We start from the raw sequence: 20,930 nt of genomic DNA on the forward strand, positions 1-20,930 counted from the left end.
TGGTCAGTACAGCGCGCGCACGGTGTCGATGGTGTCGGCCTCGGTCGGCGCCTTGTCATCGCGGTAACGCACCACTCGGGCAAACCGCAACGCGAGTCCGCCGGGGTAGCGGGACGACGCCTGCACGCCGTCGAACGCGATTTCGACCACCTGCTCCGGTCGCACCCGAACGACATACCCGTCGGTGCCGCCGATGGCGAGTTCGCTAAATCGGGCAGTCTGCCAATCCAACATCGCGTCGGTCATGCCCTTGAACGTCTTGCCCAGCATCACGAACCCGCCGGTCGCCGGATCGCGGGCACCCAGGTGGATGTTGGATAGCTTGCCGCGTCGCCGTCCCGAGCCCCATTCCACGGCGAGCACCACCAGGTCCAGCGTGTGGACCGGCTTGACCTTCAGCCATCCCGCGCCGCGACGGCCCGCCTGGTAGGGCGCGTCCGGCGCCTTGGCCATCACCCCTTCGTGACCGGCGGCCAAGGTCGTGTCCAGAAAGCTCGCAGCGGCCGCCTCGTCGGCGGTGATCAGCCGATCGACTCGCTGGCCCCGCGGCACCAGCCCATCCAGGGCGGCCAACCGCTCGGTGGTGGGTGCGTCGAGCAGGTTTTGACCGTCGCAGTGCAATATGTCGAAGAAAAACACCGAAAGCGGCTGCGTGGCACGAGCGGTCGCGACATCGACCGATCGGCCGAACCGCGACGCGGTGACCTGAAAGCGGTGCGGTCGGTTGTCCGGCCGTAGGGCGATCGCTTCACCGTCGGCGACCAGTTGGCGCACCGGCAGGGCCAAGGTCGCGGCCACGACCTCGGGCAGTCGTGCGGTGACATCGTCGAGGCTTCGGGTATAGACGGTGACTTCCTCGCCGAGCCGGTGAATCTGCACCCGAGCGCCGTCCAGCTTCGCTTCGAAAATTGTTGTACCACCGTGGCGTTCGAGTGCATCGGCCACGTTGGCCGCCGTCTGGGCCAGCATCGGGCCGACTGGCCGACCCACCCGCAGGGTGAACTCTGCCAGGGCCGCCGCGCCACCGGACAGACCTGCTGCCGCGACGGCGGGTAGGTCACCACCCAGCATCGCGGCGCGTTGCACCGCGGTGGCGGGAATGGCGGCTGCCTTGGCGACGGCGTCGGTCATGATTCCGGCCAGCGCGCCCTGGCGGAGTTCGCCGCCAAGCAGCCGTACCAGGAAAACTTGCTCGGTTTCGGTTGCAGCGGAGAACAATCCCGAGAGAAGCTCGGCGCGGCGCGACTGGGAACCCTTGCCCGACACGGCGCCGATCTCGCCGAAGGTGGTGTCTACAGCGGTGACGGCCAACGAGGGGTGCGCCGCCGGCGGCGGTAGCGACCGCAGCGACGCCCAGCCAACCCCGATTTGACGCTGGCGCAGCTCGCCGGACAGCCACGACACGATGATGGCGACGAGCTGGGGGTCGGGGGCGGCGCGGTGTAGCAGGTCGGCGATGCACGCCACCTTGGTCAGGCGCGACGAGGTGCCGCCCACGTTGAGCGAAGTGTTTGCTACGTCATTAAGGAGCACGGTTCCTCAGCTTGGCACGACTCGCCGACACCTTCGCCGAGCGGACACGCTAGCGTGCGTACATAACGTTACAAATTGTTGGGATTCTGACAAGCCGACACAGGACAACGTAGGGAGGTCCGGATGGAGATCAGCGGGAAGAAGGTCGTCGTCATCGGCGGTGCGTCGGGGATGGGTCGTGCCACGGCGGAGTTGTTGGCGCAACGTGGCGCGCACGTCGCCGTGCTCGATCGCGAGAACTCCGATGGCAAAGTCGTTGCCGAAGGGGTGGGTGGTGCGTTCTATCCGGTTGACGTCACCGACTTCGCCGGCACCGAAGAGACCCTGCAGCGCGCGGTCGACAACCTCGATGGCCTGCATGTCACGGTGACTACCGCGGGCGGCGGTATCGCCAAGCGGACCTTGACCAAGTCCGGTCCGCACGACCTGCAATCCTTCCAATCCGTCATCGACCTCAACCTGATCGCCACGTTCAACATCAGCCGGTTGGCGGCCGCGCACATGGCCAACAACGAGCCCGAAGATGAAGAACGCGGCGTCATCATCAACACCGCCTCGATCGCGGCCTTCGAGGGCCAGATTGGGCAGGTCGCCTATACGGCTGCCAAGGCCGCGATTGCCGGCATGTGTCTGACCATGGCCCGTGATCTGGGATCGATGGGAATTCGCGTTCTGGCCATCGCGCCGAGCCTGTTCCTGACCGGGCTGACCGCCATGGTTCCCGACGAGATGGCGGTCCAACTGGTCAAAGACGCGGCCTTCCCGAAGCGGATGGGCCGCCCGATCGAGTACGCCAAGCTGGCAGCGGCCATCGTGGACAACCCGATGCTCAACGGCCAGTGCCTCCGGCTGGACGCGGGGCAGAGGTTCGCGCCCAAATGACGCCCAAAGTGTCGACCCCGCCAACTACCCCTCGACCATTTGAGTACACTCTTTAGATAATCAGCCAAGTCCGCGACGGTGTGGGCTGGGCAGTGCCGCGAGGAGGGCCCTGATGGGTATCGCACTGACTGACGACCATCGCGAACTTGCCGAGGTGGCCCGCGCGTTTTTGACCACCCAGAAGGCGCGTTGGGCGGCACGGTCGCTGCTCGATGCGTCCGATGAGCAGCGGCCGCCGTTCTGGCAGGACCTGGTGGAACTCGGCTGGCTCGGTCTGCACATCGACGAAGAGCACGGCGGCTCTGGCTATGGGTTGCCCGAACTGGTGGTGGTGATCGAGGAGCTCGGCCGTGCGGTGGCCCCCGGACCATTTGTGCCGACCGTTATCGCTTCGTCGGTGATTGTCAAGGAGGGCGGCGACGAACAGCAGGCGCGGCTGCTGCCGGGCCTGATCGACGGGACGATCACCGCGGGCATCGGCCTCGACGGCCAGGTTCAGGTCGCCGATGGTGTCGCCAACGGCGACGCCGGGATCGTATTGGGCGCCGGTCTGGCCGAGCTGCTTTTGGTCACCGCCGGGGATGACGTGCTGGTGTTGGACCGCGGCCGCGAGGGTTTGTCGGTTGACGTACCGGACAACCTCGATCCCACCCGGCGGTCCGGGCGCGTGCGGTTGCACAACGTGAAAGTCACCACCGGTGACCTCTTGCCCGGGGCGCGACCGTCGGCGTTGGCGCGCGCACGCACATTGTTGGCCGCCGAAGCGGTCGGTGGTGCGACCGACTGCCTCGACGCCGCCGTCGCTTACGCCAAGGTGCGTCAACAATTCGGCCGTACCATCGCCACGTTCCAAGCGGTGAAACATCATTGCGCCAACATGCTGGTGGCCGCGGAGTCGGGCATCGCCGCTGTGTGGGATGCCTCGCGCGCGGCAGCCGAGGATGAGGAACAGTTCCGCCTCATCGCAGCGGTGGCGGCGATCCTGGCGTTCCCGGCCTATGCGCGCAATGCCGAGCTCAACATCCAGGTGCACGGGGGCATCGGATTCACCTGGGAGCATGATGCACATCTGCATCTTCGGCGGGCGCTGGTGGATGCGGCCTTGTTGGGTGGTGACGCACCGGCGCGTGATGTCTTCGAGCGCACCGCCGCGGGTGCGACCCGGGAGAACAGCCTAGACCTGCCCGCCGAGGCCGAAGAGTTACGCATCGGGATCCGGGCCGACGCCGTCGAGATCGCCGCCTTGGACAAGAACGCCCAGCTGGACAAGTTGATCGAGACCGGCTACGTGACGCCGCACTGGCCCAAACCGTGGGGTCGCGCCGCGGATGCGGTGGAGCAGTTGGTGATTGAGGAGGAGTTCCGCAAGGCCGGTATCAAGCGCCCGGACTACTCGATCACCGGCTGGGTGATCTTGACGCTAATTCAGCATGGAACTCCGTGGCAAATAGAAAGATTCGTGGAGAAGGCGCTGCGTCAGGAGGAGGTTTGGTGCCAGCTGTTCTCCGAGCCGGAGGCCGGGTCGGATGCGGCGTCGGTGAAGACCCGGGCCACTCGGGTGGACGGCGGCTGGAAGATCAACGGGCAGAAGGTATGGACCAGCGGCGCGCAGTACTGTGCCCGCGGGCTGGCCACCGTGCGTACCGATCCCGACGTCCCTAAACACGCCGGCATCACCACCGTGATCATCGACATGAAGTCGCCCGGAGTGGAGGTACGGCCGCTGCGGCAGATCACCGGCGGCTCGGAATTCAACGAGGTGTTCTTCAACGATGTGTTCGTGCCCGACGAAGACGTCGTCGGCGCGCCCAACTCCGGGTGGACGGTCGCGCGGGCGACGCTGGGCAACGAGCGAGTCAGCATCGGCGGCAGTGGAGGTTACTACGAGGGTCTGGCCGCCAGGCTGGTGCAGCTGGCGCAACGGGGAGCGGGCCGGTTGGCCGGGGCCGAGATCCGGGTTGGTGCATTTCTGGCCGAAGATCACGCGTTGCGGCTGCTGAACCTGCGTCGTGCCGCGCGCAGTGTCGAGGGAGCGGGCCCGGGTCCGGAAGGCAACGTCACCAAGCTCAAACTGGCCGAGCACATGGTGGAGGGGGCGGCCATCTCGGCGGCCTCGTTGGGGCCGGAGATCGCGGTGCTCGACGGGCCCGGCGTAGCGGTCGGCCGGATGGTCATGGGCGCCCGCGGCATGGCGATCGCGGGTGGTACCTCGGAAGTGACGCGCAACCAGATTGCCGAGCGGATTCTCGGCATGCCACGCGACCCGCTGATCAACTAGGTTCCGGCCCGGCGAGCAGACACAGAATCGCATCAGAAGTGCCAATCAGATGCGATTCTGTGTCTGCTCGCCAGTGGCCCGCAAGCCGGTGATCAACGCGTGGCCGGCGCGAACAATGGCGCCCCGCCACCACCCCGGTCTCCACGGAGCACGACGGGCATTCCACACCGCACCGCATCGGGCTCGCAATCGACGATGTTGGCGGCCACCCGCAGCCCGCGCTGTTCATCGAGTTCCACCAGGGCGATCACATAGGGCGTCGGGATGTCCGGGTTATACGGGTGGTAGTTGACCGTGAAGGTGAACACGATGCCCTGCCCGGACACCGGCCGTACCACCAGCGGTGCGCCGCAGTCCGGGCATTCTCCGGTCGCGGGATGCGCCCAGCGGGCGCAAGCCTCGCAGCGCTCGACGAGCAACGGCGAGGTCGGCTCGGCGGACACGATCAATACAGTACACTCTATTGATTCTGGTGGACCTGGTCTGGTGGGCGGTGCGGATGAAGTATTTCGAGCAGGACGCGATCCTGTCCGGCATCGGCATCTCGCGGATCGGCCGTCGCACCGGCATACCGGGGCTCGAGCTGACCATGGCGGCGGTGCGGGCCGCCATCGATGATGCGGGCCTGACCGCGGCCGACATCGACGGGATCGCGACGTTGGGCGACACCCCGGCCGGCGAGGTCAACGCCGAACTGCGGATCGATGCCGTGGACTGCGGGAGCGGGTTCGGCACCGGTGGTCTGCTGAGCCCGGTGATGTCGGCGTGCCGGGCTGTCGCCGAGCGGCGTGCTCGTCATGTGATCGTCTACCGGACCATCCAAATGCTCGGCGGCACCGTGCCGGTAACACCTCAGCAGGACGCACCGGCCCCACCGCTTGCGCGCATGCTGGAAGTCCCCGAAGGGGCTCCGCGTCCCGCCGTCGGGCCGATGGACGACATCACCGATCTCATTGCGGCCCAGGCCTACTCCGCCGCGAATTGGTTGGCGCTGAACTGTCGCCGGCACATGGAGCTGTACGGCACCACCAAGCAGCAGTTGGGCTGGGTCGCGCTCAACGGCCGGCGGAATGCGGCATTGAATCCCCTTGCCGTCTACCGCGAACCGATAACGATGGCTGATTATCTGGGTGCGCGACCGGTTTCGACGCCGTTCGGACTGCTGGACTGTGATGTGCCGATCGATGGCTCCATCGCGGTGGTGGTGTCCGGTGCGGAGTATGCGCGCGATTGTCCGCACCGCGCCGTGGCCGTTGCGGCGATCGGCGGATCCGACGGCGCCGGCGGTTGGTTTCATCGCGACGATTACCCCAAGATGGCGATGTCGGACGCGGCGGCGCAGATGTGGTCCCGGACGGATTTCACTCCGGCCGACCTCGACGTGGCGCAGCTCTACGACGGCTTCACGTTTCTGACCATCGCCTGGTTGGAGGCCCTCGGCATATGTGCCGACGGCGACGGCGGACCGTTCGTCGAGGACGGGACGCGGATAGCGCGTGACGGCGAGCTACCGCTCAACACTTACGGGGGGCAGCTTTCGGCGGGGCGCATGCACGGCTACTGGGCGCTGCATGAAGGGTGTCTGCAGCTACGGGGTGAGGCCGGACCGCGGCAGCTAGCGAAACGCCCAGAGGTCGGCGTGGTCTCGGTGGGTGGTGGTCCCGTCGCGGGATGCATGCTGCTCACATGTTGACTCAGCCGGGCGCCGCTGACGTGAATCTGCAGCCGGACACGGTTCGGACGGACAAGCGAGCGGCGAAGATCGCCCGTTGCATCGAGGCCGACATTGTCCGTCGCGGTTGGACGGTTGGGGAATCGCTGGGTTCGGAAAGAGCCCTGCAACAACGCTATGGGGCAAGTCGATCGGTGCTGCGCGAAGCGGTTCGGCTGGTCGAGCACCACCAGGTCGCGCGGATGCGCCGCGGGCCCAACGGTGGGCTGCTGATCTGTGCCCCCGACGCCGGGCCTGCCACCCGCGCTGTCGTCATCTACCTCGAGTATGTGGGCACCACGTTGAGTGACCTGCTCGATGCCCGTCTGGTACTCGAGCCGCTCGCGGCGTCGCTGGCAGCGGAGCATATCGACGAGGCCGGCATCGATCGGTTGCGAGCCGTTTTACTCGCCGAGGAACAGCAGAAGCCGGGTCTCCCCGCGGCGCGCGACGAGTTTCACGTCGCGCTCGCCCAGCAATCGAAAAATCCTGTCCTGCAACTGTTTATCGAAGTACTGATGAGGATGACCAGGAGATACGCTGCACGCACCGACTCGGCAACCGTGGCCAACGAGACGGCGCGGGTGGCGGTCGATCACGTGCACCACGACCACTCGGAAATAGCGGCGGCCGTGACCGCGGGCGATTCGGCGCGCGCCAAGACGCTGAGCGAGCGACACGCGCAAGCGGTGACCAGTTGGTTGCGGGATCACCAGGACGGCGCCGGGTCCAGGCCGGCGCGGGCGCCGGGCCGGGCGCCCAGGCTTGATCACGAGGCGCCCCGTGGCAAGCTCGCCGAGGTACTGGCGGCCACGATCGGCGACGACATCGCGGCCAGCGGCTGGCAGGTCGGTTCGGTCTTTGGGACCGAGACCGGGCTGCTGGAACGTTACCGAGTGAGCCGTGCCGCGTTGCGTGAGGCGGTGCGGCTGCTGGAATATCACGAGATTGCCCAGATGCGCCGCGGGCCTGGCGGTGGGCTGGTGGTGACACGGCCCCGGGCGCAAGCCAGCATCGACACCATTGCGCTGTACTTGCAGTACCGCAAGCCGAGCCGGGAAGACCTACGCGGTGTGCGCGAGGTCATCGAGATTGCCAACGTGGCCAACCTTGTCCAGCTCCGCGCCGAACCGCGGGTGCAGACCGTGCTCGACGAGTTGCGGCCGCCCAGGGATTTCATCTCCGTCGATGCCGGAGATGTCGTCGATGCCCGTAAGGCCGCGGTCGAGGAATTTCGGTTTCATATCGGACTGGCCCACCTAGCCGGCAATGCGCTGCTGGACCTGTTCCTGCGGATAATCGTCGAGCTGTTTCACCGTCATTGGTCCAGCACCGGGCAAGAGCAGCCGACCTGGAGCGACGTCGTCGCCGTCGAACACGCCCACCTACGGATTCTCGACGCGATCAACCACGGTGACGACAGCCTGGCCCGATACCGCATCCGTCGTCACCTCGACGCGGCAGCTTCATGGTGGTTGTAGCGCCAAACCGCAGCTTCCAGAATTTGCACAGCTCACGCATATCCACCGCACTGGGCGGGTATGTAGGTATCCAACGGGGTAGTCGGCCCAGCGGAGTGCCGGCACAGGTTGGAGCGCTGACATGACAATGAGCGTGCAGAGCACGGGGGGCACGGAGACCGAGCACGGTGGTTTCGTCCACTCCGCGCTGCTGTATCACTCCCAACGGGAGTATCTGGAGTGCGTCGCAACGTTCATCGGCGACGGAATCGCAATGGGGGAGCCGGTTCTGGTCGCGGTTCCGGGGGATCGGCTTGAATTGGTGCGCGCGTTGCCACGGCGCGTGTTCCCGCCTTCGGTCGCCCAACTGCGGATGGTCGACATCACGGAGGTAGCTCGTAATCCAAGCCGGTTTCTGGCGATAGCGAATTCCTTCCTGGCGAAATACGCCGATCGGCGGGTGCGGATCGTCGGCCAGCTTGTCTGGCCGGGGCGCACGGCCGACGAGTGTCTGGCTTGTGTGCAGCATGAGGCGCTGGTCAATGGGGCGCTGGCAAATAAGCGTGTGACGGCCCTGTGTCTCTACGACGCGGAGCGGATGCAGGACGATGTGCTGGCGGCCGCACGCGCGACCCACCCATTGTTATGGAAGTGCGGGTCGGTGCACCGAAGCGCCGACTATGCGCCGGAGGAGGTTTTGGCGCGGTGCAATCAGCCGCTGCCGTCGAATCCGGGAGCGGTGACTTACCTGGTGCGCGGGGGCGCAGACCTGCGGCCCGCACGGTCGTTTGCCATCGACTACGCGGGATGGGTCGGCTTGTCGCAGGAGGGCCTCAAAGATCTACAGCTGATCGCTACCGAGTTGGCCACCAACAGCTTGCAGCATGCCGGTGGTGCCTGCCGGCTGGCCTTCTGGCGACACGATGAGCATCTGGTCTGTGAAGCGCGCGACGACGGACAACTCAACGATCCGCTGGTGGGCCGTCGGCCGCCCGGTGGCACCGGAACCGCTAGCCGGGGCCTGTTTCTGGTCAACGCGATGGCGGATCTGGTGCGTACCCACACCACCGCAAAAGGAACGACCATCCAGGCATATCTGCGGCTAAGCCCAATGCCGAAGCAGATGGGCTAGCGCAGCGCGGTGGCAAGCAACCCGTCCGACGGGAATGTGGTTATCGCGGGAACGAACTCGTCATCGTGGGAGCGGGTGGTTCGTTGACCTCGGAGGAGCAGCCGACGGCGAATAGCGCACAGGCCGCAAAGAGCGCAGCTGCCACTAGTCGGAAGGTTTTGGTCTTTGCCATGGCGGTACCTTTCTGTTGCCGTTCATGAGCGTGGCCGAACATTCTCCGTGCAGTGTTGCGATGCTATAGCCGGTAGTCCTCGCCGATGCGTCGTTTCCGACTATCGGCGAGGAGTTCCGCGGCGCGAAGCTGGTGAGTCGCCGGCGCGACGCGGACCGACCGCCAACGCGGTCGTCCGGTTACCTGTCCAAGCCAACGCGGCCGGGTCCGTCGGACCGCTCGCCGAATTGGCGTACTAACCCTCTTGCCCTGTTGGTTCGGTAAACGTCGGCTCCACGGGGACCTCCCGCTGTGCGGTGCAGCCCGCCGCCGCGACCGCTAATGCCGCGGATAGCACCACGACCACCATCCGAACCGCTTGCATTCCTTTGCTGGCTTTTCTCGCACTCATTGACCGCCCCCTTCGTTTGGCCAGATCACCGGAGTCTGCGATTTCTACCGCCAACAGATGCTATCGCCATCAATTGACGCTGTGAGCGGTTTTGGCATCTTCCCTCGGTGCCGCGGCTTGATATACGGGCAAACGGGTGAGGCGGCCAAAAAAACGGGTTGCGCGGCCGGTATGCGGCGTCTAGTGTCACCGTTCGTGCGTCTTCTTGAGCGTGCCGTAGTAGCCAGCACCCGCAGCGGGGTCTGATCCAGACCGACTCCCCGCTGTGGGTCGGAGGCTACTACCCGTCGGTCGCTCCTGCGAATCAGAGAAGACCGGCACATGTACTCCCCCTCCCTCGATCTGAATTCCAGCGGTGGTTCGCCGCACCAGCCGACTGCCGACGCATGGTTTTCGGGCCATTTCGGTGTCGGGTTGCCGCGCGGGCTGCGGGAGCAATCCGCCGCGATGTCATGGGATCGCTTCGTCGCGGCCTACGGCCACAACGCAGGTCCGGTCCGGTTGGGGCACTGGGAGTGCACCGACGCGCGTCGACCTGCCGGGCGGTTGGGTCCGCAGGCCCGCCACTTCCGCGCCATGATCGCAGTGGGAGACCGGATGTGCGCGTCGACCGCTGCCGCCGGTGGACCAGTCGCGGCTCTCACCGCGATGCTGCACGGCCGCGGAATTGCGGTGGAGACGCTGAAGTTCCATCAGATGCAGGCCGGCGGTTGCACGGCAACCTTCATCCGGGGAACCAACGGAATTCGCGTCGAGTGGGCAATGGGTTGGTCGGTCGATCCGACTCAGTCCGCGCTGCGCGCGCTGATCGCCTGCGTTAACCGGCTACACGACTGACGCCCGGCGAAATGAGCCGATCAGAGGGGACGCAACATGATCGGCATCCCGTCCATCGGGACCGGCATGCCGCTGTAGTCCCAGCACGCCCGGTAATCCGGTCGGGCGAGTTCGAGTCGGTAGCGACGCAACAGCCGGTGCAGGATCGTCTTGATCTCCAGCTGGCCGAACACCATCCCGAGACACTTGTGCGCGCCGCCACCAAATGGCGTGAACGCGTAGCGGTGTCGCTTGTGCTCATTGCGCGGCTCGGTAAATCGTTCCGGGTCAAAGGTCATCGGATCGGTCCAGAATTCCGGTAAGCGATGATTCATCCCCGGATATGCGACGACGTTGGTGCCTTTGGGTAGGTAGTAGCCAAGCAGATCGGTGTCGCGCACTGTCTGCCGCATCGCCCATTGGACCGGCGTCACCAACCGAATCGATTCGTTCATGACCAGGTCGAGCGATTCCAGCTTCTCCAGGGATTCAATGTCCAGTGGCCCGTCGCCGAGGCGATCCGATTCGTCGCGGCAGCGCTGCTGCCAGTGCGGATGGGCGGCCAGCTGGTAGGCCATCGTGGTGGCCGTCGAGGTCGATGTGTCGTGGGCGGCCATCATCAAAAAGATCATGTGGTTGATGATGTCCTGGTCGGAAAATCGGTTTCCGTCGTCGTCCTCGGTCTGGCACAAGACCGTCAGCAGGTCGTTGCCGTCCTTGCCGCGCTGTTCCTTGACCCGCTCGGCGAAGTACTTCTCCAGCAATTCTCGTGCCTTGAGGCCTCGCCACCAGGTAAATGGGGGCACGCTGGTGCGGATGATGGCGTTGCCCGCCCGGGTGGTCGTGGTAAACGCCTTGTTCACCCGGGTGACCAGCTCTCGGTCGGTGCCCGGCTGATGGCCCATGAACACCATCGACGCGATGTCGAGGGTGAGTTCTTTCATCGCCGGGTAGAGCAGAAAGCGCGCGTCGTTGACCACCCAATCGTTTGCGATCACCTGCGATACCACCTGGTCCATGTGCTCGACATAGCCGACCAGCCGGGACCGCACGAAAGCTTCCTGCATGATCCGCCGGTGAAACATGTGTTCTTCGAAGTCAAGCAGCATGAGTCCGCGATTGAAGAAAGGCCCGATCACGGGGACCCAGCCCTGCTGTGAGTAGTCCTTGTTTCGGTTGGAATAGATCACTTGGGCGGCGTCGGGGCCCAGTGCAACGACGGCCGGCAGCACTGGTGAGTCGCCGAAGATCACCGGACCCTTGCTCTCGTAGAGGAACATCAGATAGTCCGGTCCGCCGCGCAACATCTCGATGAAGTGGCCGAGGATCGGTAACCCCGCATCGCCCACCACCGGCTTGAGCCCGCTACCCGGCGGCGGGTCGGCCAGTTTCTTCTCCGGAAATTGCGTGTTCAGCAGCCAGCGTTCGACAAGACCCATACCGGGAAAGTTGTTGAACGAGGGGGTGAGCCGGCGCTGGGCTTGGTCAAGGAGGTAAGCCGGGGTGCTGATAGTGGCCATTGACGCTCCTTACCGGTTGTGGCGGCCGCCACTATCCACCTATCCTCAGGACGAACTTGACGGCTGTCAAGTTCCCTTTTCGCCTGGCTTGGTGCAAGGTCGGGTGGTGATCGAACGGTGAACGGCCATGCCACCGGTGAGCAGCAGCGCGAGCCCGCGTTGCGGCGACGCGGGGACAAACATCGACAAGCGATCCTGCAGGCGGTGCGTGAGCTCTTGCAGGAGCGGCCATTTGCCGAGCTGTCGGTCAGCGCCATCAGTAATCGGGCGGGGTTAGCCCGCTCCGGCTTCTACTTCTACTTCGATTCCAAATATGCCGTGCTCGCCCAGATCTTGGCGGAAGCCGCCGAGGAACTCGAAGAACTTACCCAATACTTCGCCCCCCGGCAGCCGGGGGAATCACCGGAAGAGTTCGCCCGGCGGATGGTCGGTAGCGCCGCCGTTGTCTATGCCCACAACGACCCCGTGATGATGGCCTGCAACGCCGCCCGCCATAGCGACATTGAGATCCGCAACATTCTCGAGCAGCAGTTCGAAGTGGTGCTAGGCCAGATTGTCGGGGTGGTTGATGCCGAGATGAAGGCCGGTACGGCGAACCCGATCAGTGACGACCTGCCGACGCTGATTCGCACGTTGGCGGCCACGACCGCACTGATGCTGACCGGCGACCCGCTGCTGGTAGGTCGCGACAGCGACTTGGACCGCCTGGTGCGGGTGCTCGAGCAGATGTGGCTCAACGCGCTGTGGGGGGGTCCGGCCACGGTCTAAGTGGTCGGGGCCGGCTTTGTCATCGCGTTACCGCCGGTATCGTCACCGCCATGGTGCAGGGGCGGTATTTCGCGGGCAAGCGGTGTCTGGTGACTGGTGCGGCCAGTGGTATCGGCCGCGCCACCGCGTTGCGGCTTGCGGCGCAGGGCGCCGAACTCTATCTGACCGACCGCGATGACGCCGGCTTGGCGCAGACCGTGTCCGACGCCGTAGCGCTGGGCGCGCAGGTGAGCGCACACCGTGTTCTCGACATCTCCGACTACGAAGCGGTCGCCGCGTTCGCGGCGGACGTCCACGCCGGTAACCCCAGTATGGACGTCGTGCTGAACATTGCTGGCGTATCGGCATGGGGGACCGTCGACCGGTTGACGCACGATCAATGGAGCAAGATGATCGCGATCAATCTGATGGGTCCCATCCACGTCATCGAGACCTTCGTCCCGCCGATGATCGCCGCGGGCCGCGGTGGGCATGTGGTCAACGTGTCCTCGGCGGCGGGCCTGGTCGCGCTGCCCTGGCATGCTGCCTACAGCGCCAGCAAGTATGGACTGCGGGGACTATCCGAGGTGCTGCGTTTCGATCTGGCCCGGCACCGTATCGGGGTGTCGGTCGTGGTACCGGGTGCGGTGCGGACTCCGTTGGTCGACACGGTGGAAATCGCCGGTGTCGACCGCGATGACCCCCAGGTCGGCCGCTGGGTCGACCGCTTCAGCGGTCACGCCGTGTCGCCGGAAAGGGTGGCCGAGAAGATCCTGGCCGGGGTGGCCAAGAACAGATACCTGATCTATACGTCGTCGGATATCCGTGCGCTGTACGCCTTCAAGCGGCTGGCGTGGTGGCCCTATAGCGTGGCGATGCGCCAGGTCAATGTGATCTTTACCCGCGCGCTACGGCCAAAGCCGGTGACCGGCGCGAGCGCGGAGTGAGTTGGCCTCACATCCCGGGCGGTCCACCAAAGGGCACACCAGAGGGCAGGAATCATCGGCCGCACAGCTTGCGTGCCAGGGTTTCCCATGCGTCGCCCAGCGTATCCAGGGTATGACCGCGCTCGCTGAGCTGATGTTCGACGTAATCGGCGTCCAGGAGGGCTAGCAGCGCATCGGTTTGGGCATCAAGATTCCCGCTGGTGTCGGCCGACTGTAGTAGTGCGCGCACATGGGTACGGTGCACCGAGGTCGCGGGGCCGTAGCGGGTCCGCGGATTGCGGTTGGCCTCCGACAACAGCTCGTGGTGCGTATGGACGAAACAGATCCGCTCACGACCGAACGCGATCAGGCGATCCAGCGGTGGGGCGTCTGGGCCCAGCGGTGGCGGACCGAACAGGAAAGCCTGCTGACTCGTGCGCTCGTCCTCGTCGAGCAGCACCATCATGAGGCCGGCCCGACTACCGAACCGGCGGAACAGTGTGCCCTTGCCGACACCGGCGGCAGTGGCAATCTCGTCGGTGGTGATCGCGTCGGCGCCTCGTTTGGCGACGAGGCGACGCGCGGCTTCCAGCAGCAGCGCGCGGTTGCGCGCTGCGTCGCCGCGTTCGGTGGGCGGTTCCTGCCGAGCGGACACGGACAACTCGCCCAACTTCTGGACACCGCTCATTTCTGCACTCTAACCCGGATGGAATAAAGCGGACCATAGTCCGGTTCGATCGTGCGAAGATGTAGACCAGCGAGGGAAGGGAACACGCCCGTGTCAACGATGAAGTCCGATATCCAGATACTGGCTTTGGTGGGAAGCCTGCGTGCGGCGTCGATCAACCGCCAGATCGCCGAGCTCGCTACCGATGTTGCACCGGATAGCGTCCACGTGAACCTATTCGATGGACTGGGCGAGTTGCCGTTCTACAACGAGGACATCGATACAGCCGGCGCCGTTCCCGCGGCGGTCACCGCATTGCGCACCGCGGCGGCAAACGCGGACGCGGCCCTGGTGGTCACTCCCGAGTACAACGGCACCATTCCCGCGGTGGTCAAGAACGCGATCGACTGGCTGTCCCGGCCGTTCGGGGACGGCGCATTGAAAGGCAAGCCACTCGCGGTCATCGGCGGAGCCATGGGCCGATACGGCGGGGTGTGGGCCCACGACGAAACCCGCAAATCGTTTGCCATCGCCGGCACCCGCGTGATCGACACGATAAAACTCTCAGTGCCGTTGCAGAGTCTGGGTGCCACCCCGCTCACAGATAACGCCGAGCTGTCGGCGAATGTGCGCGACGTAGTGGGCAAGCTCGCCGCCGAAGTTAGCTGATCTGGGAACGTGGTCGTTTATATCGGATTGCGCGAATAAGCACGCGAAGTTCCGATCAACTCCGAATTATATTCGGATTCTATTAGGTCGGGCTGCGCAATTATCTCCGCTCAAATGCGACGATGCGCCATGCACATCTTAGCTCGCCATGTTTTGCCGAATCGCAGCATCCGTTGTGCGTTTGTCTTAGCATTTTCGCGAACGGAAGATCATCTGCAAATTGCCGATTCGAAACGGCGCGACGGCACCATGGCGCAACGCCACAATGGCGCAGGAGGCATGGCTATTGATTTGCGTCGCGGGGTGGTCGCGAGAATGTGCGGCGGCCGGTGGCCAGGAAGTCGGGAGACCATGGCGCTTGGGGTCGTGCCCAACGACCAACTCGAGGCCGGGGGTAGATGAACTTCGCGACCCTACCGCCAGAGGTTAATTCCGAGCGGCTGTTCGGTGGTCCGGGACCCGGGCCGGTGTTGGCCGCGGCCACGGGCTGGGCCGAGTTGGCAACCGAGCTGCGATCTGGCGCCTCAGGGTTCTTGTCGGTGGTTTCAGGGCTGGCGGACAGGGCCTGGCAGGGTTCGGCGTCGATGGCGATGACGGCCGCGGCGGCGAGGCATATCGACTGGCTAAGCGTGGCCGGGGCGCACGCAGAACAAGCTGCGGAGCAGGCCAACGCCGCGGCGCGAGCCTTCGAAGCGGCCCGGGCGGCGACGGTACATCCGGGACTGGTGGCATCCAATCGAGGACAGCTGGTGTCGCTGGCTCGGTCCAACCTCTTCGGGCAAAACGCGCCGGCCATCGCGGCTGCCGAAGCTCAATACGAGCAGATGTGGGCGCAGGACGTGGCGGCGATGCTGGATTACCATGCCGGGGCGTCGGCGATCGCCGCGGCGCTGACGCCCCTTCGGCTGACGGCTCTTAGCCCAGCCGGTGCACGCGCCGCGGCAGAAACTGTTCTCGGCAGCAGCTCGATCAACCTGAATTTGGGCTTTGCCAACATCGGCAACGGAAACGTGGGTGCGGCAAATCGGGGTGACTTCAATCTGGGGTTGGGCAATGTGGGTGGCGGCAATGTGGGTCACGGCAATGTTGGTGGTTTCAATGTTGGTTCGGCGAACCTGGGTAGTTTTAACGTGGGGCCGGGCAATGTGGGTGATTACCATATTGGTGCGGCCAATGTGGGCCGTTATATGGTGTGAGCGTTGCCAATGTGGGGGAGGAGAACCTGGGGTGGGACAATACCGGTGCCGGCAATGTGGGGTTGGCCAATACCGGTAGTCACAACGTGGGGGCCGCATTCGCGGCGGTCGGTGTCGTGGACATTTCCGTGCACATACCGTTCACCGGTGTGGTCAGCGACATGACCCTCAACGAATTCACCATAAATAGCCCACCCTTCGAGGCCTACCTAGCATTTGCGCCGTACTACATCTTCTACGATTTCGGACCGGTCACCATTGACACCACCACTTTCGACCCGATCCCGTTGAACTTCTTGTGGGACAACACCTATCACTATGACATTGGACCGGGAACATTCGGCCCATACGAAATCCCGATCACCGACTTCTCGCAACAGCGGTGGTGGCAATTCGGGCTTCCTCAACTTCTCGGTTGCCGGCCCTGGTAGCTCCGGCTTGCTCAACGTCGGTGCGTTGCAGTCCGGCATCCTCAACTTGGGTGGCACTATCTCCGGCCTGGTAATACGGGTTTGGTGACGCCGGCATTCGTCTCGGGCGTCTCAAATACCGGCGGCACGCTGGCGGGCTTCTTCTTTGTCGGAACCAGGCCGTAGCTGCGCCGGTGAAGACGTTGCCGGCGTCGGCCAGCTCCGCTTGTTTTTCGTCGTCGTGCTCGGATCCCGGGTCCGTGGAGGGGTTCGGGAAAGGTTTGCTGCCGATCCAGCTGGCGCGACCGGACCGCGGAGTTGTCGGTGGTCGGTGGTAGGAAGACCGGCATGTGGGCCGCCGACGGATGTTGTGACCTGCGACACGCCGAGGCTGGGCCCGATGCGGCCTCACGACCAGGGAATTTCAGAAATGTTATTCAGAACATCTTGTATCTCTTCTCGTTGTCACCCCCTAGGTGTAGTGTTTCGAGCACCGGCAGAACCCAGGTTCATCAGGCCCCGCCAGGTTTCACGGGGCCCAATGAGCAGCTCGGCATCAGCATCGCCAAGTCGACGGACATGGTGGTCGTATGACGGGAATCTGGGGGCTCGCCGGGCCGCTGAACATAGCGAAGATGCACCACCAGAGTCGTTGCCAGTTCCTGTCACGTTCCCCGATTTCCGCAAAGGAGCGGTACACCCATGACCATCACCGTTTACACCAAGCCCGCATGCGTGCAGTGCAGCGCCACCTACAAGGCGCTGGACAAGCAAGGCACCGCCTACGAGAAGGTCGACATCAGCCTGGACTCTGAGGCGCGGGACTACGTCATGGCCCTGGGCTATCTGCAAGCGCCCGTGGTGGTGGCCGGAGATGACCACTGGTCCGGCTTCCGGCCCGATCGCATCAAGGCGCTCGCCAAGTCTGCGTTGAGCGCCTAGCGGGTAGACGACGAGTAAGGAGGTTGCGGTGCCATGGACGTTGCGGGGCGCAACCTGGTCTATTTCTCCAGCGTGTCGGAGAACACCCACCGCTTCGTCCAGAAGCTGGGTGTCCCCGCCACCCGGATACCGCTGCGCGGCCGAATCGAGGTCGACGAGCCGTACGTGCTGATACTGCCCACCTACGGCGGCGGTCGTGCCACCCCGGACCTCAACGCTGGCGGCTATGTCCCCAAGCAGGTCATCGCCTTTTTGAACGACGAGCGCAACCGCTCGTTGATCCGCGGCGTCATCGCCGCGGGTAACAACAATTTCGGCGCCGAATTCGCCTACGCGGGCAATGTGATCTCGCGCAAGTGCGGCGTCCCCTACCTCTACCGTTTCGAACTGATGGGCACCGAGGACGACGTGGAAGCCGTCCGCGCGGGCTTAGCCAATTTCTGGGCCGAATTCTGGAAGGAACAGACGTGCCACCAACCGTCACTGCAGAGCCTGTAACCGCTGGCGCGCACGCGCACTTTTCCGGGGCACCGGCCGAAGTGGATTACCACGCGCTGAACGCCATGCTGAATCTGTACGACGCGGACGGCAAGATCCAGTTCGACAAGGATCGGGAAGCCGCCCACCAGTACTTTCTGCAGCACGTCAACCAGAACACGGTGTTCTTCCACAACCAGGACGAGAAGCTTGACTACCTGATCCGCGAGAACTACTACGAGCGTGAGGTGCTCGACCAGTACTCGCGGAACTTCGTCAAGACCCTGCTCGACCGCGCTTACGCCAAGAAGTTCCGATTCCCGACATTCCTTGGCGCTTTCAAGTACTACACCTCGTACACGCTGAAGACCTTCGACGGGAAGCGCTACCTCGAACGTTTCGAGGATCGCGTGGTCATGGTGTCGCTAACCCTCGCCGCCGGCGACACCGTGCTGGCCGAGAAGCTGGTTGACGAGATCATCGACGGCCGATTCCAGCCGGCCACCCCGACGTTCTTGAATTCCGGCAAGAAGCAGCGCGGCGAACCGGTGAGCTGCTTCTTGCTGCGCATCGAAGACAACATGGAGTCCATCGGGCGGTCAATCAACTCCGCGCTGCAGCTGTCCAAGCGCGGTGGGGGAGTTGCCCTGCTGCTGACCAATATTCGCGAGCACGGCGCCCCGATCAAGAACATCGAAAACCAGTCATCGGGCGTCATCCCCATCATGAAGCTGCTCGAGGATTCGTTCTCCTACGCCAACCAGCTGGGTGCGCGCCAAGGTGCCGGCGCGGTGTACCTGCACGCGCATCACCCCGACATCTACCGCTTCCTAGACACCAAGCGGGAGAACGCCGACGAGAAGATCCGGATCAAGACGCTAAGCCTGGGCGTGGTGATTCCCGACATCACCTTCGAGCTGGCCAAGAAGAACGAGGACATGTACCTGTTCTCGCCCTATGACGTGGAACGGGTCTATGGCGTGCCGTTCGCCGATGTCTCGGTAACCGAGAAGTACTACGAGATGGTCGACGACGCGCGCATCCGCAAGAACAAGATCAAGGCGCGCGAGTTCTTCCAGACGCTGGCCGAGCTGCAGTTCGAGTCCGGCTATCCCTACATTATGTTCGAGGACACCGTCAATCGCGCCAATCCGATCGAGGGCAAGATCACGCACTCGAACCTGTGCTCGGAGATCCTGCAGGTGTCCACGCCGTCGTTGTTCAACGACGACTTGTCCTATGCCAAAGTCGGCAAAGACATTTCATGCAACCTTGGGTCGCTGAACATCGCCAAGACGATGGATTCGCCGGACTTCGCCCAGAGTATCGAGGTGGCGATCCGAGCGCTGACCGCGGTAAGCGACCAGACCCACATCAGCTCCGTACCCTCAATCGAGCAGGGCAACAACGATTCCCACGCCATCGGGCTGGGGCAGATGAACTTGCACGGCTACCTGGCCCGCGAGCGGATTTTCTACGGTTCTGAAGAAGGCATCGACTTCACCAACATGTACTTCTATACGGTGCTGTATCACGCATTGCGGGCATCGAACCGGATCGCGATTGAACGTGGCACGCATTTCAAAGGGTTCGAGCGGTCGAAGTATGCGTCGGGGGAGTTCTTCGACAAATACACCGACCAGATCTGGGAGCCCAAAACCGAACGGGTGCGCCAGCTTTTCGCCGATGCAGGAATCCGCATCCCGGCGCAGGACGACTGGCAGCGGCTGAAGGAATCGGTGCAAGCGCACGGTATCTACAACCAGAACCTGCAGGCGGTGCCGCCGACCGGGTCGATCTCCTACATCAACCATTCGACATCGTCGATCCACCCGATTGTGTCGAAGGTCGAGATCCGTAAGGAAGGCAAGATCGGCCGCGTTTACTATCCGGCGCCGTATATGACCAACGACAACCTGGAGTACTACCAGGACGCCTACGAAATCGGCTACGAGAAGATCATCGACACCTATGCGGCGGCCACGCAGCATGTGGATCAAGGGCTTTCGCTGACGTTGTTCTTCAAGGACACCGCCACTACCCGCGAGGTGAACCAGGCGCAGATCTACGCCTGGCGCAAGGGGATCAAGACCCTGTACTACATCCGGCTGCGCCAGATGGCGTTGGAAGGAACCGAGGTCGAGGGCTGCGTCTCCTGCATGCTGTAGGGCGCCCGCGGTGTAGTGCCGAGTCTGCCCAGGTCAACGGCTGCAACGCGGTAAGGTGCTTGACGTGGTGAGAATGCCTCGAGCTGCTAGACCCCATCCCAGCGCGAAACCTGGGGTCAAAGTCGACGCGCGCAGCGAGCGTTGGCGCGAGCACCGCAAGAAGGTGCGCAGCGAAATCGTCGAAGCGGCCTTCCGCGCCATCGACCGCTTGGGGCCCGAGCTGAGCGTGCGCGAGATCGCCGAAGAGGCCGGCACCGCCAAGCCCAAGATCTACCGTCATTTCGCCGATAAGTCCGATCTGTTCGTGGCGATCGGAGAACGTCTGCGCGACATGCTGTGGGCGGCGATATTCCCGTCTATCAATCTGGCCACCGACTCGGCGCGCGAGGTGATCCGGCGCAGTGTCGACGAGTACGTCACCTTAGTGGACAAGCATCCCAACGTGCTGCGGGTCTTTATTCAGGGCCGCTCGGCAAAGCAGTCCGAGGCGACGGTGCGCACCCTCAACGAGGGTCGCGAGATCACGCTGACCTTCGCGGAGCTGTTCAACAACGAACTGCGCGAAATGGACTTGAACCGCGCGGCGCTCGAGCTTGCCGCACACAGCGCATTCGGAGCCGCCGCGTCGGCCACCGAATGGTGGCTGGGTCCCGAGCCGGAGAGCCCGCGACGGATGTCGCATGATCAGTTCGTCGCCCACCTGACGACGATCATGATGGGAGTCATCGTGGGCACTGCCGAGACGCTGGGCATTGCGATGGACCCCGACAAGCCGATCCACGACGCGGTGCCCAGCAAATCCGCCGCCAGCTGAGCGCCGTTGACATCGTTGC

General features: G+C 64.1%; 19 protein-coding genes and 1 pseudogene. 15 read left to right on the forward strand and 5 right to left on the reverse strand.

Annotated features, from left to right (window positions below):
• Positions 1-3: 3 nt before the first annotated feature.
• The gene (locus MB901379_RS06885; protein WP_158015933.1) at positions 4-1,533 is read right to left on the reverse strand and encodes an ATP-dependent DNA ligase; all 1,530 of its coding nucleotides are present in this window, start codon (positions 1,531-1,533) and stop codon (positions 4-6) included.
• A gap of 123 nt (positions 1,534-1,656) precedes the next feature.
• On the opposite strand from MB901379_RS06885, the gene MB901379_RS06890 reads away from it, so the two are divergent.
• Both MB901379_RS06890 and MB901379_RS06895 read left to right on the forward strand, forming a co-directional pair.
• The gene (locus MB901379_RS06890) at positions 1,657-2,415 is read left to right on the forward strand and encodes an SDR family NAD(P)-dependent oxidoreductase (RefSeq protein WP_158015934.1); all 759 of its coding nucleotides are present in this window, start codon (positions 1,657-1,659) and stop codon (positions 2,413-2,415) included.
• Between the two features lie 112 nt (positions 2,416-2,527).
• A complete protein-coding gene (locus MB901379_RS06895) occupies positions 2,528-4,693 on the forward strand; it encodes an acyl-CoA dehydrogenase (RefSeq protein ID WP_158015935.1) in 2,166 nt (721 codons plus the stop codon).
• A gap of 92 nt (positions 4,694-4,785) precedes the next feature.
• Here the strand turns inward: MB901379_RS06895 and MB901379_RS06900 are convergent, their stop codons facing one another.
• Complete coding sequence (locus MB901379_RS06900) at positions 4,786-5,136, reverse strand: Zn-ribbon domain-containing OB-fold protein (RefSeq protein ID WP_158015936.1); 351 nt, start codon at positions 5,134-5,136, stop codon at positions 4,786-4,788.
• A gap of 56 nt (positions 5,137-5,192) precedes the next feature.
• Between MB901379_RS06900 and MB901379_RS06905 the strand changes: the two genes are divergently transcribed.
• The 3 genes from MB901379_RS06905 (at position 5,193) to MB901379_RS06915 (ending at position 8,996) form a co-directional block, all read left to right on the forward strand.
• Positions 5,193-6,386 carry a thiolase family protein gene (locus tag MB901379_RS06905; RefSeq protein WP_158019007.1) on the forward strand — a complete coding sequence of 398 codons (1,194 nt, stop codon included), beginning with the start codon at positions 5,193-5,195 and terminating at the stop codon, positions 6,384-6,386.
• Entirely contained in the window at positions 6,380-7,885 is a 1,506-nt protein-coding gene (locus tag MB901379_RS06910) for a FadR/GntR family transcriptional regulator (protein WP_158015937.1), read from the forward strand. Before MB901379_RS06905 ends, MB901379_RS06910 begins: the two co-directional genes overlap by 7 nt.
• Positions 7,886-8,006: 121 nt before the next feature.
• Positions 8,007-8,996, forward strand: coding sequence for a sensor histidine kinase (locus MB901379_RS06915; protein ID WP_174236999.1), 990 nt, complete (start codon positions 8,007-8,009; stop codon positions 8,994-8,996).
• 407 nt (positions 8,997-9,403) lie between these two features.
• On the opposite strand, the gene MB901379_RS23965 is transcribed toward MB901379_RS06915, so the two are convergent.
• Positions 9,404-9,559, reverse strand: a complete 156-nt coding sequence (locus MB901379_RS23965) for a hypothetical protein (protein WP_174237000.1) — start codon at positions 9,557-9,559, stop codon at positions 9,404-9,406.
• Between the two features lie 321 nt (positions 9,560-9,880).
• Here MB901379_RS23965 and MB901379_RS06920 point away from each other — a divergent pair, with 321 nt between their 5' ends.
• The gene (locus MB901379_RS06920) at positions 9,881-10,396 is read left to right on the forward strand and encodes a 2-isopropylmalate synthase (RefSeq protein WP_158015938.1); all 516 of its coding nucleotides are present in this window, start codon (positions 9,881-9,883) and stop codon (positions 10,394-10,396) included.
• 20 nt (positions 10,397-10,416) lie between these two features.
• Here the strand turns inward: MB901379_RS06920 and MB901379_RS06925 are convergent, their stop codons facing one another.
• A complete protein-coding gene (locus MB901379_RS06925; protein WP_158015939.1) occupies positions 10,417-11,895 on the reverse strand; it encodes a cytochrome P450 in 1,479 nt (492 codons plus the stop codon).
• Between the two features lie 117 nt (positions 11,896-12,012).
• Between MB901379_RS06925 and MB901379_RS06930 the strand changes: the two genes are divergently transcribed.
• Together MB901379_RS06930 and MB901379_RS06935 are read left to right on the forward strand one after the other, a co-directional pair.
• Positions 12,013-12,663 (forward strand): TetR/AcrR family transcriptional regulator, encoded by a 651-nt coding sequence (locus MB901379_RS06930; RefSeq protein ID WP_158015940.1) that lies wholly within the window; start codon positions 12,013-12,015, stop codon positions 12,661-12,663.
• A gap of 50 nt (positions 12,664-12,713) precedes the next feature.
• A complete protein-coding gene (locus MB901379_RS06935; protein ID WP_158015941.1) occupies positions 12,714-13,589 on the forward strand; it encodes an SDR family oxidoreductase in 876 nt (291 codons plus the stop codon).
• Between the two features lie 52 nt (positions 13,590-13,641).
• Here the strand turns inward: MB901379_RS06935 and MB901379_RS06940 are convergent, their stop codons facing one another.
• Positions 13,642-14,256 (reverse strand): TetR/AcrR family transcriptional regulator, encoded by a 615-nt coding sequence (locus MB901379_RS06940; protein WP_158015942.1) that lies wholly within the window; start codon positions 14,254-14,256, stop codon positions 13,642-13,644.
• Between the two features lie 90 nt (positions 14,257-14,346).
• Between MB901379_RS06940 and MB901379_RS06945 the strand changes: the two genes are divergently transcribed.
• The 7 genes and pseudogenes from MB901379_RS06945 (at position 14,347) to MB901379_RS06975 (ending at position 20,911) form a co-directional block, all read left to right on the forward strand.
• Positions 14,347-14,904 (forward strand): NAD(P)H-dependent oxidoreductase, encoded by a 558-nt coding sequence (locus MB901379_RS06945; RefSeq protein WP_158015943.1) that lies wholly within the window; start codon positions 14,347-14,349, stop codon positions 14,902-14,904.
• A gap of 398 nt (positions 14,905-15,302) precedes the next feature.
• Positions 15,303-16,070: pseudogene (locus tag MB901379_RS06950) on the forward strand (PPE family protein); the annotation flags it as partial.
• Between the two features lie 26 nt (positions 16,071-16,096).
• Entirely contained in the window at positions 16,097-16,531 is a 435-nt protein-coding gene (locus MB901379_RS06955) for a pentapeptide repeat-containing protein (RefSeq protein WP_158015945.1), read from the forward strand.
• Between the two features lie 681 nt (positions 16,532-17,212).
• Positions 17,213-17,452, forward strand: coding sequence for a redoxin NrdH (locus MB901379_RS06960; protein WP_158015946.1), 240 nt, complete (start codon positions 17,213-17,215; stop codon positions 17,450-17,452).
• 33 nt (positions 17,453-17,485) lie between these two features.
• The gene (nrdI, locus tag MB901379_RS06965) at positions 17,486-17,950 is read left to right on the forward strand and encodes a class Ib ribonucleoside-diphosphate reductase assembly flavoprotein NrdI (RefSeq protein WP_158015947.1); all 465 of its coding nucleotides are present in this window, start codon (positions 17,486-17,488) and stop codon (positions 17,948-17,950) included.
• On the forward strand, positions 17,920-20,097 hold the full coding sequence (gene nrdE / locus MB901379_RS06970) for a class 1b ribonucleoside-diphosphate reductase subunit alpha (protein WP_158015948.1): 2,178 nt from the start codon (positions 17,920-17,922) through the stop codon (positions 20,095-20,097). Before nrdI ends, nrdE begins: the two co-directional genes overlap by 31 nt.
• 73 nt (positions 20,098-20,170) lie before the next feature.
• Positions 20,171-20,911, forward strand: coding sequence for a TetR/AcrR family transcriptional regulator (locus MB901379_RS06975; RefSeq protein WP_158019009.1), 741 nt, complete (start codon positions 20,171-20,173; stop codon positions 20,909-20,911).
• The last annotated feature ends 19 nt before the right edge of the window (positions 20,912-20,930 follow it).

Source organism: Mycobacterium basiliense, from assembly GCF_900292015.1.
Classification (GTDB): domain Bacteria; phylum Actinomycetota; class Actinomycetes; order Mycobacteriales; family Mycobacteriaceae; genus Mycobacterium; species Mycobacterium basiliense.

What these genes read in the sequence shown, in the direction of transcription:
- MB901379_RS06890 (WP_158015934.1), top strand. Translation starts at nt 1,657, where the DNA reads ATGGAGATCAGCGGGAAGAAGGTCGTCGTCATCGGCGGTGCGTCGGGG.
- MB901379_RS06920 (WP_158015938.1), top strand. Translation starts at nt 9,881, where the DNA reads ATGTACTCCCCCTCCCTCGATCTGAATTCCAGCGGTGGTTCGCCGCAC.
- MB901379_RS06960 (WP_158015946.1), top strand. Translation starts at nt 17,213, where the DNA reads ATGACCATCACCGTTTACACCAAGCCCGCATGCGTGCAGTGCAGCGCC.
- MB901379_RS06925 (WP_158015939.1), bottom strand. Translation starts at nt 11,895, where the DNA reads ATGGCCACTATCAGCACCCCGGCTTACCTCCTTGACCAAGCCCAGCGC.
- MB901379_RS06935 (WP_158015941.1), top strand. Translation starts at nt 12,714, where the DNA reads ATGGTGCAGGGGCGGTATTTCGCGGGCAAGCGGTGTCTGGTGACTGGT.
- nrdI (WP_158015947.1), top strand. Translation starts at nt 17,486, where the DNA reads ATGGACGTTGCGGGGCGCAACCTGGTCTATTTCTCCAGCGTGTCGGAG.
- MB901379_RS23965 (WP_174237000.1), bottom strand. Translation starts at nt 9,559, where the DNA reads ATGAGTGCGAGAAAAGCCAGCAAAGGAATGCAAGCGGTTCGGATGGTG.
- MB901379_RS06905 (WP_158019007.1), top strand. Translation starts at nt 5,193, where the DNA reads ATGAAGTATTTCGAGCAGGACGCGATCCTGTCCGGCATCGGCATCTCG.
- MB901379_RS06910 (WP_158015937.1), top strand. Translation starts at nt 6,380, where the DNA reads ATGTTGACTCAGCCGGGCGCCGCTGACGTGAATCTGCAGCCGGACACG.
- MB901379_RS06915 (WP_174236999.1), top strand. Translation starts at nt 8,007, where the DNA reads ATGACAATGAGCGTGCAGAGCACGGGGGGCACGGAGACCGAGCACGGT.
- MB901379_RS06940 (WP_158015942.1), bottom strand. Translation starts at nt 14,256, where the DNA reads ATGAGCGGTGTCCAGAAGTTGGGCGAGTTGTCCGTGTCCGCTCGGCAG.
- MB901379_RS06895 (WP_158015935.1), top strand. Translation starts at nt 2,528, where the DNA reads ATGGGTATCGCACTGACTGACGACCATCGCGAACTTGCCGAGGTGGCC.
- MB901379_RS06975 (WP_158019009.1), top strand. Translation starts at nt 20,171, where the DNA reads ATGCCTCGAGCTGCTAGACCCCATCCCAGCGCGAAACCTGGGGTCAAA.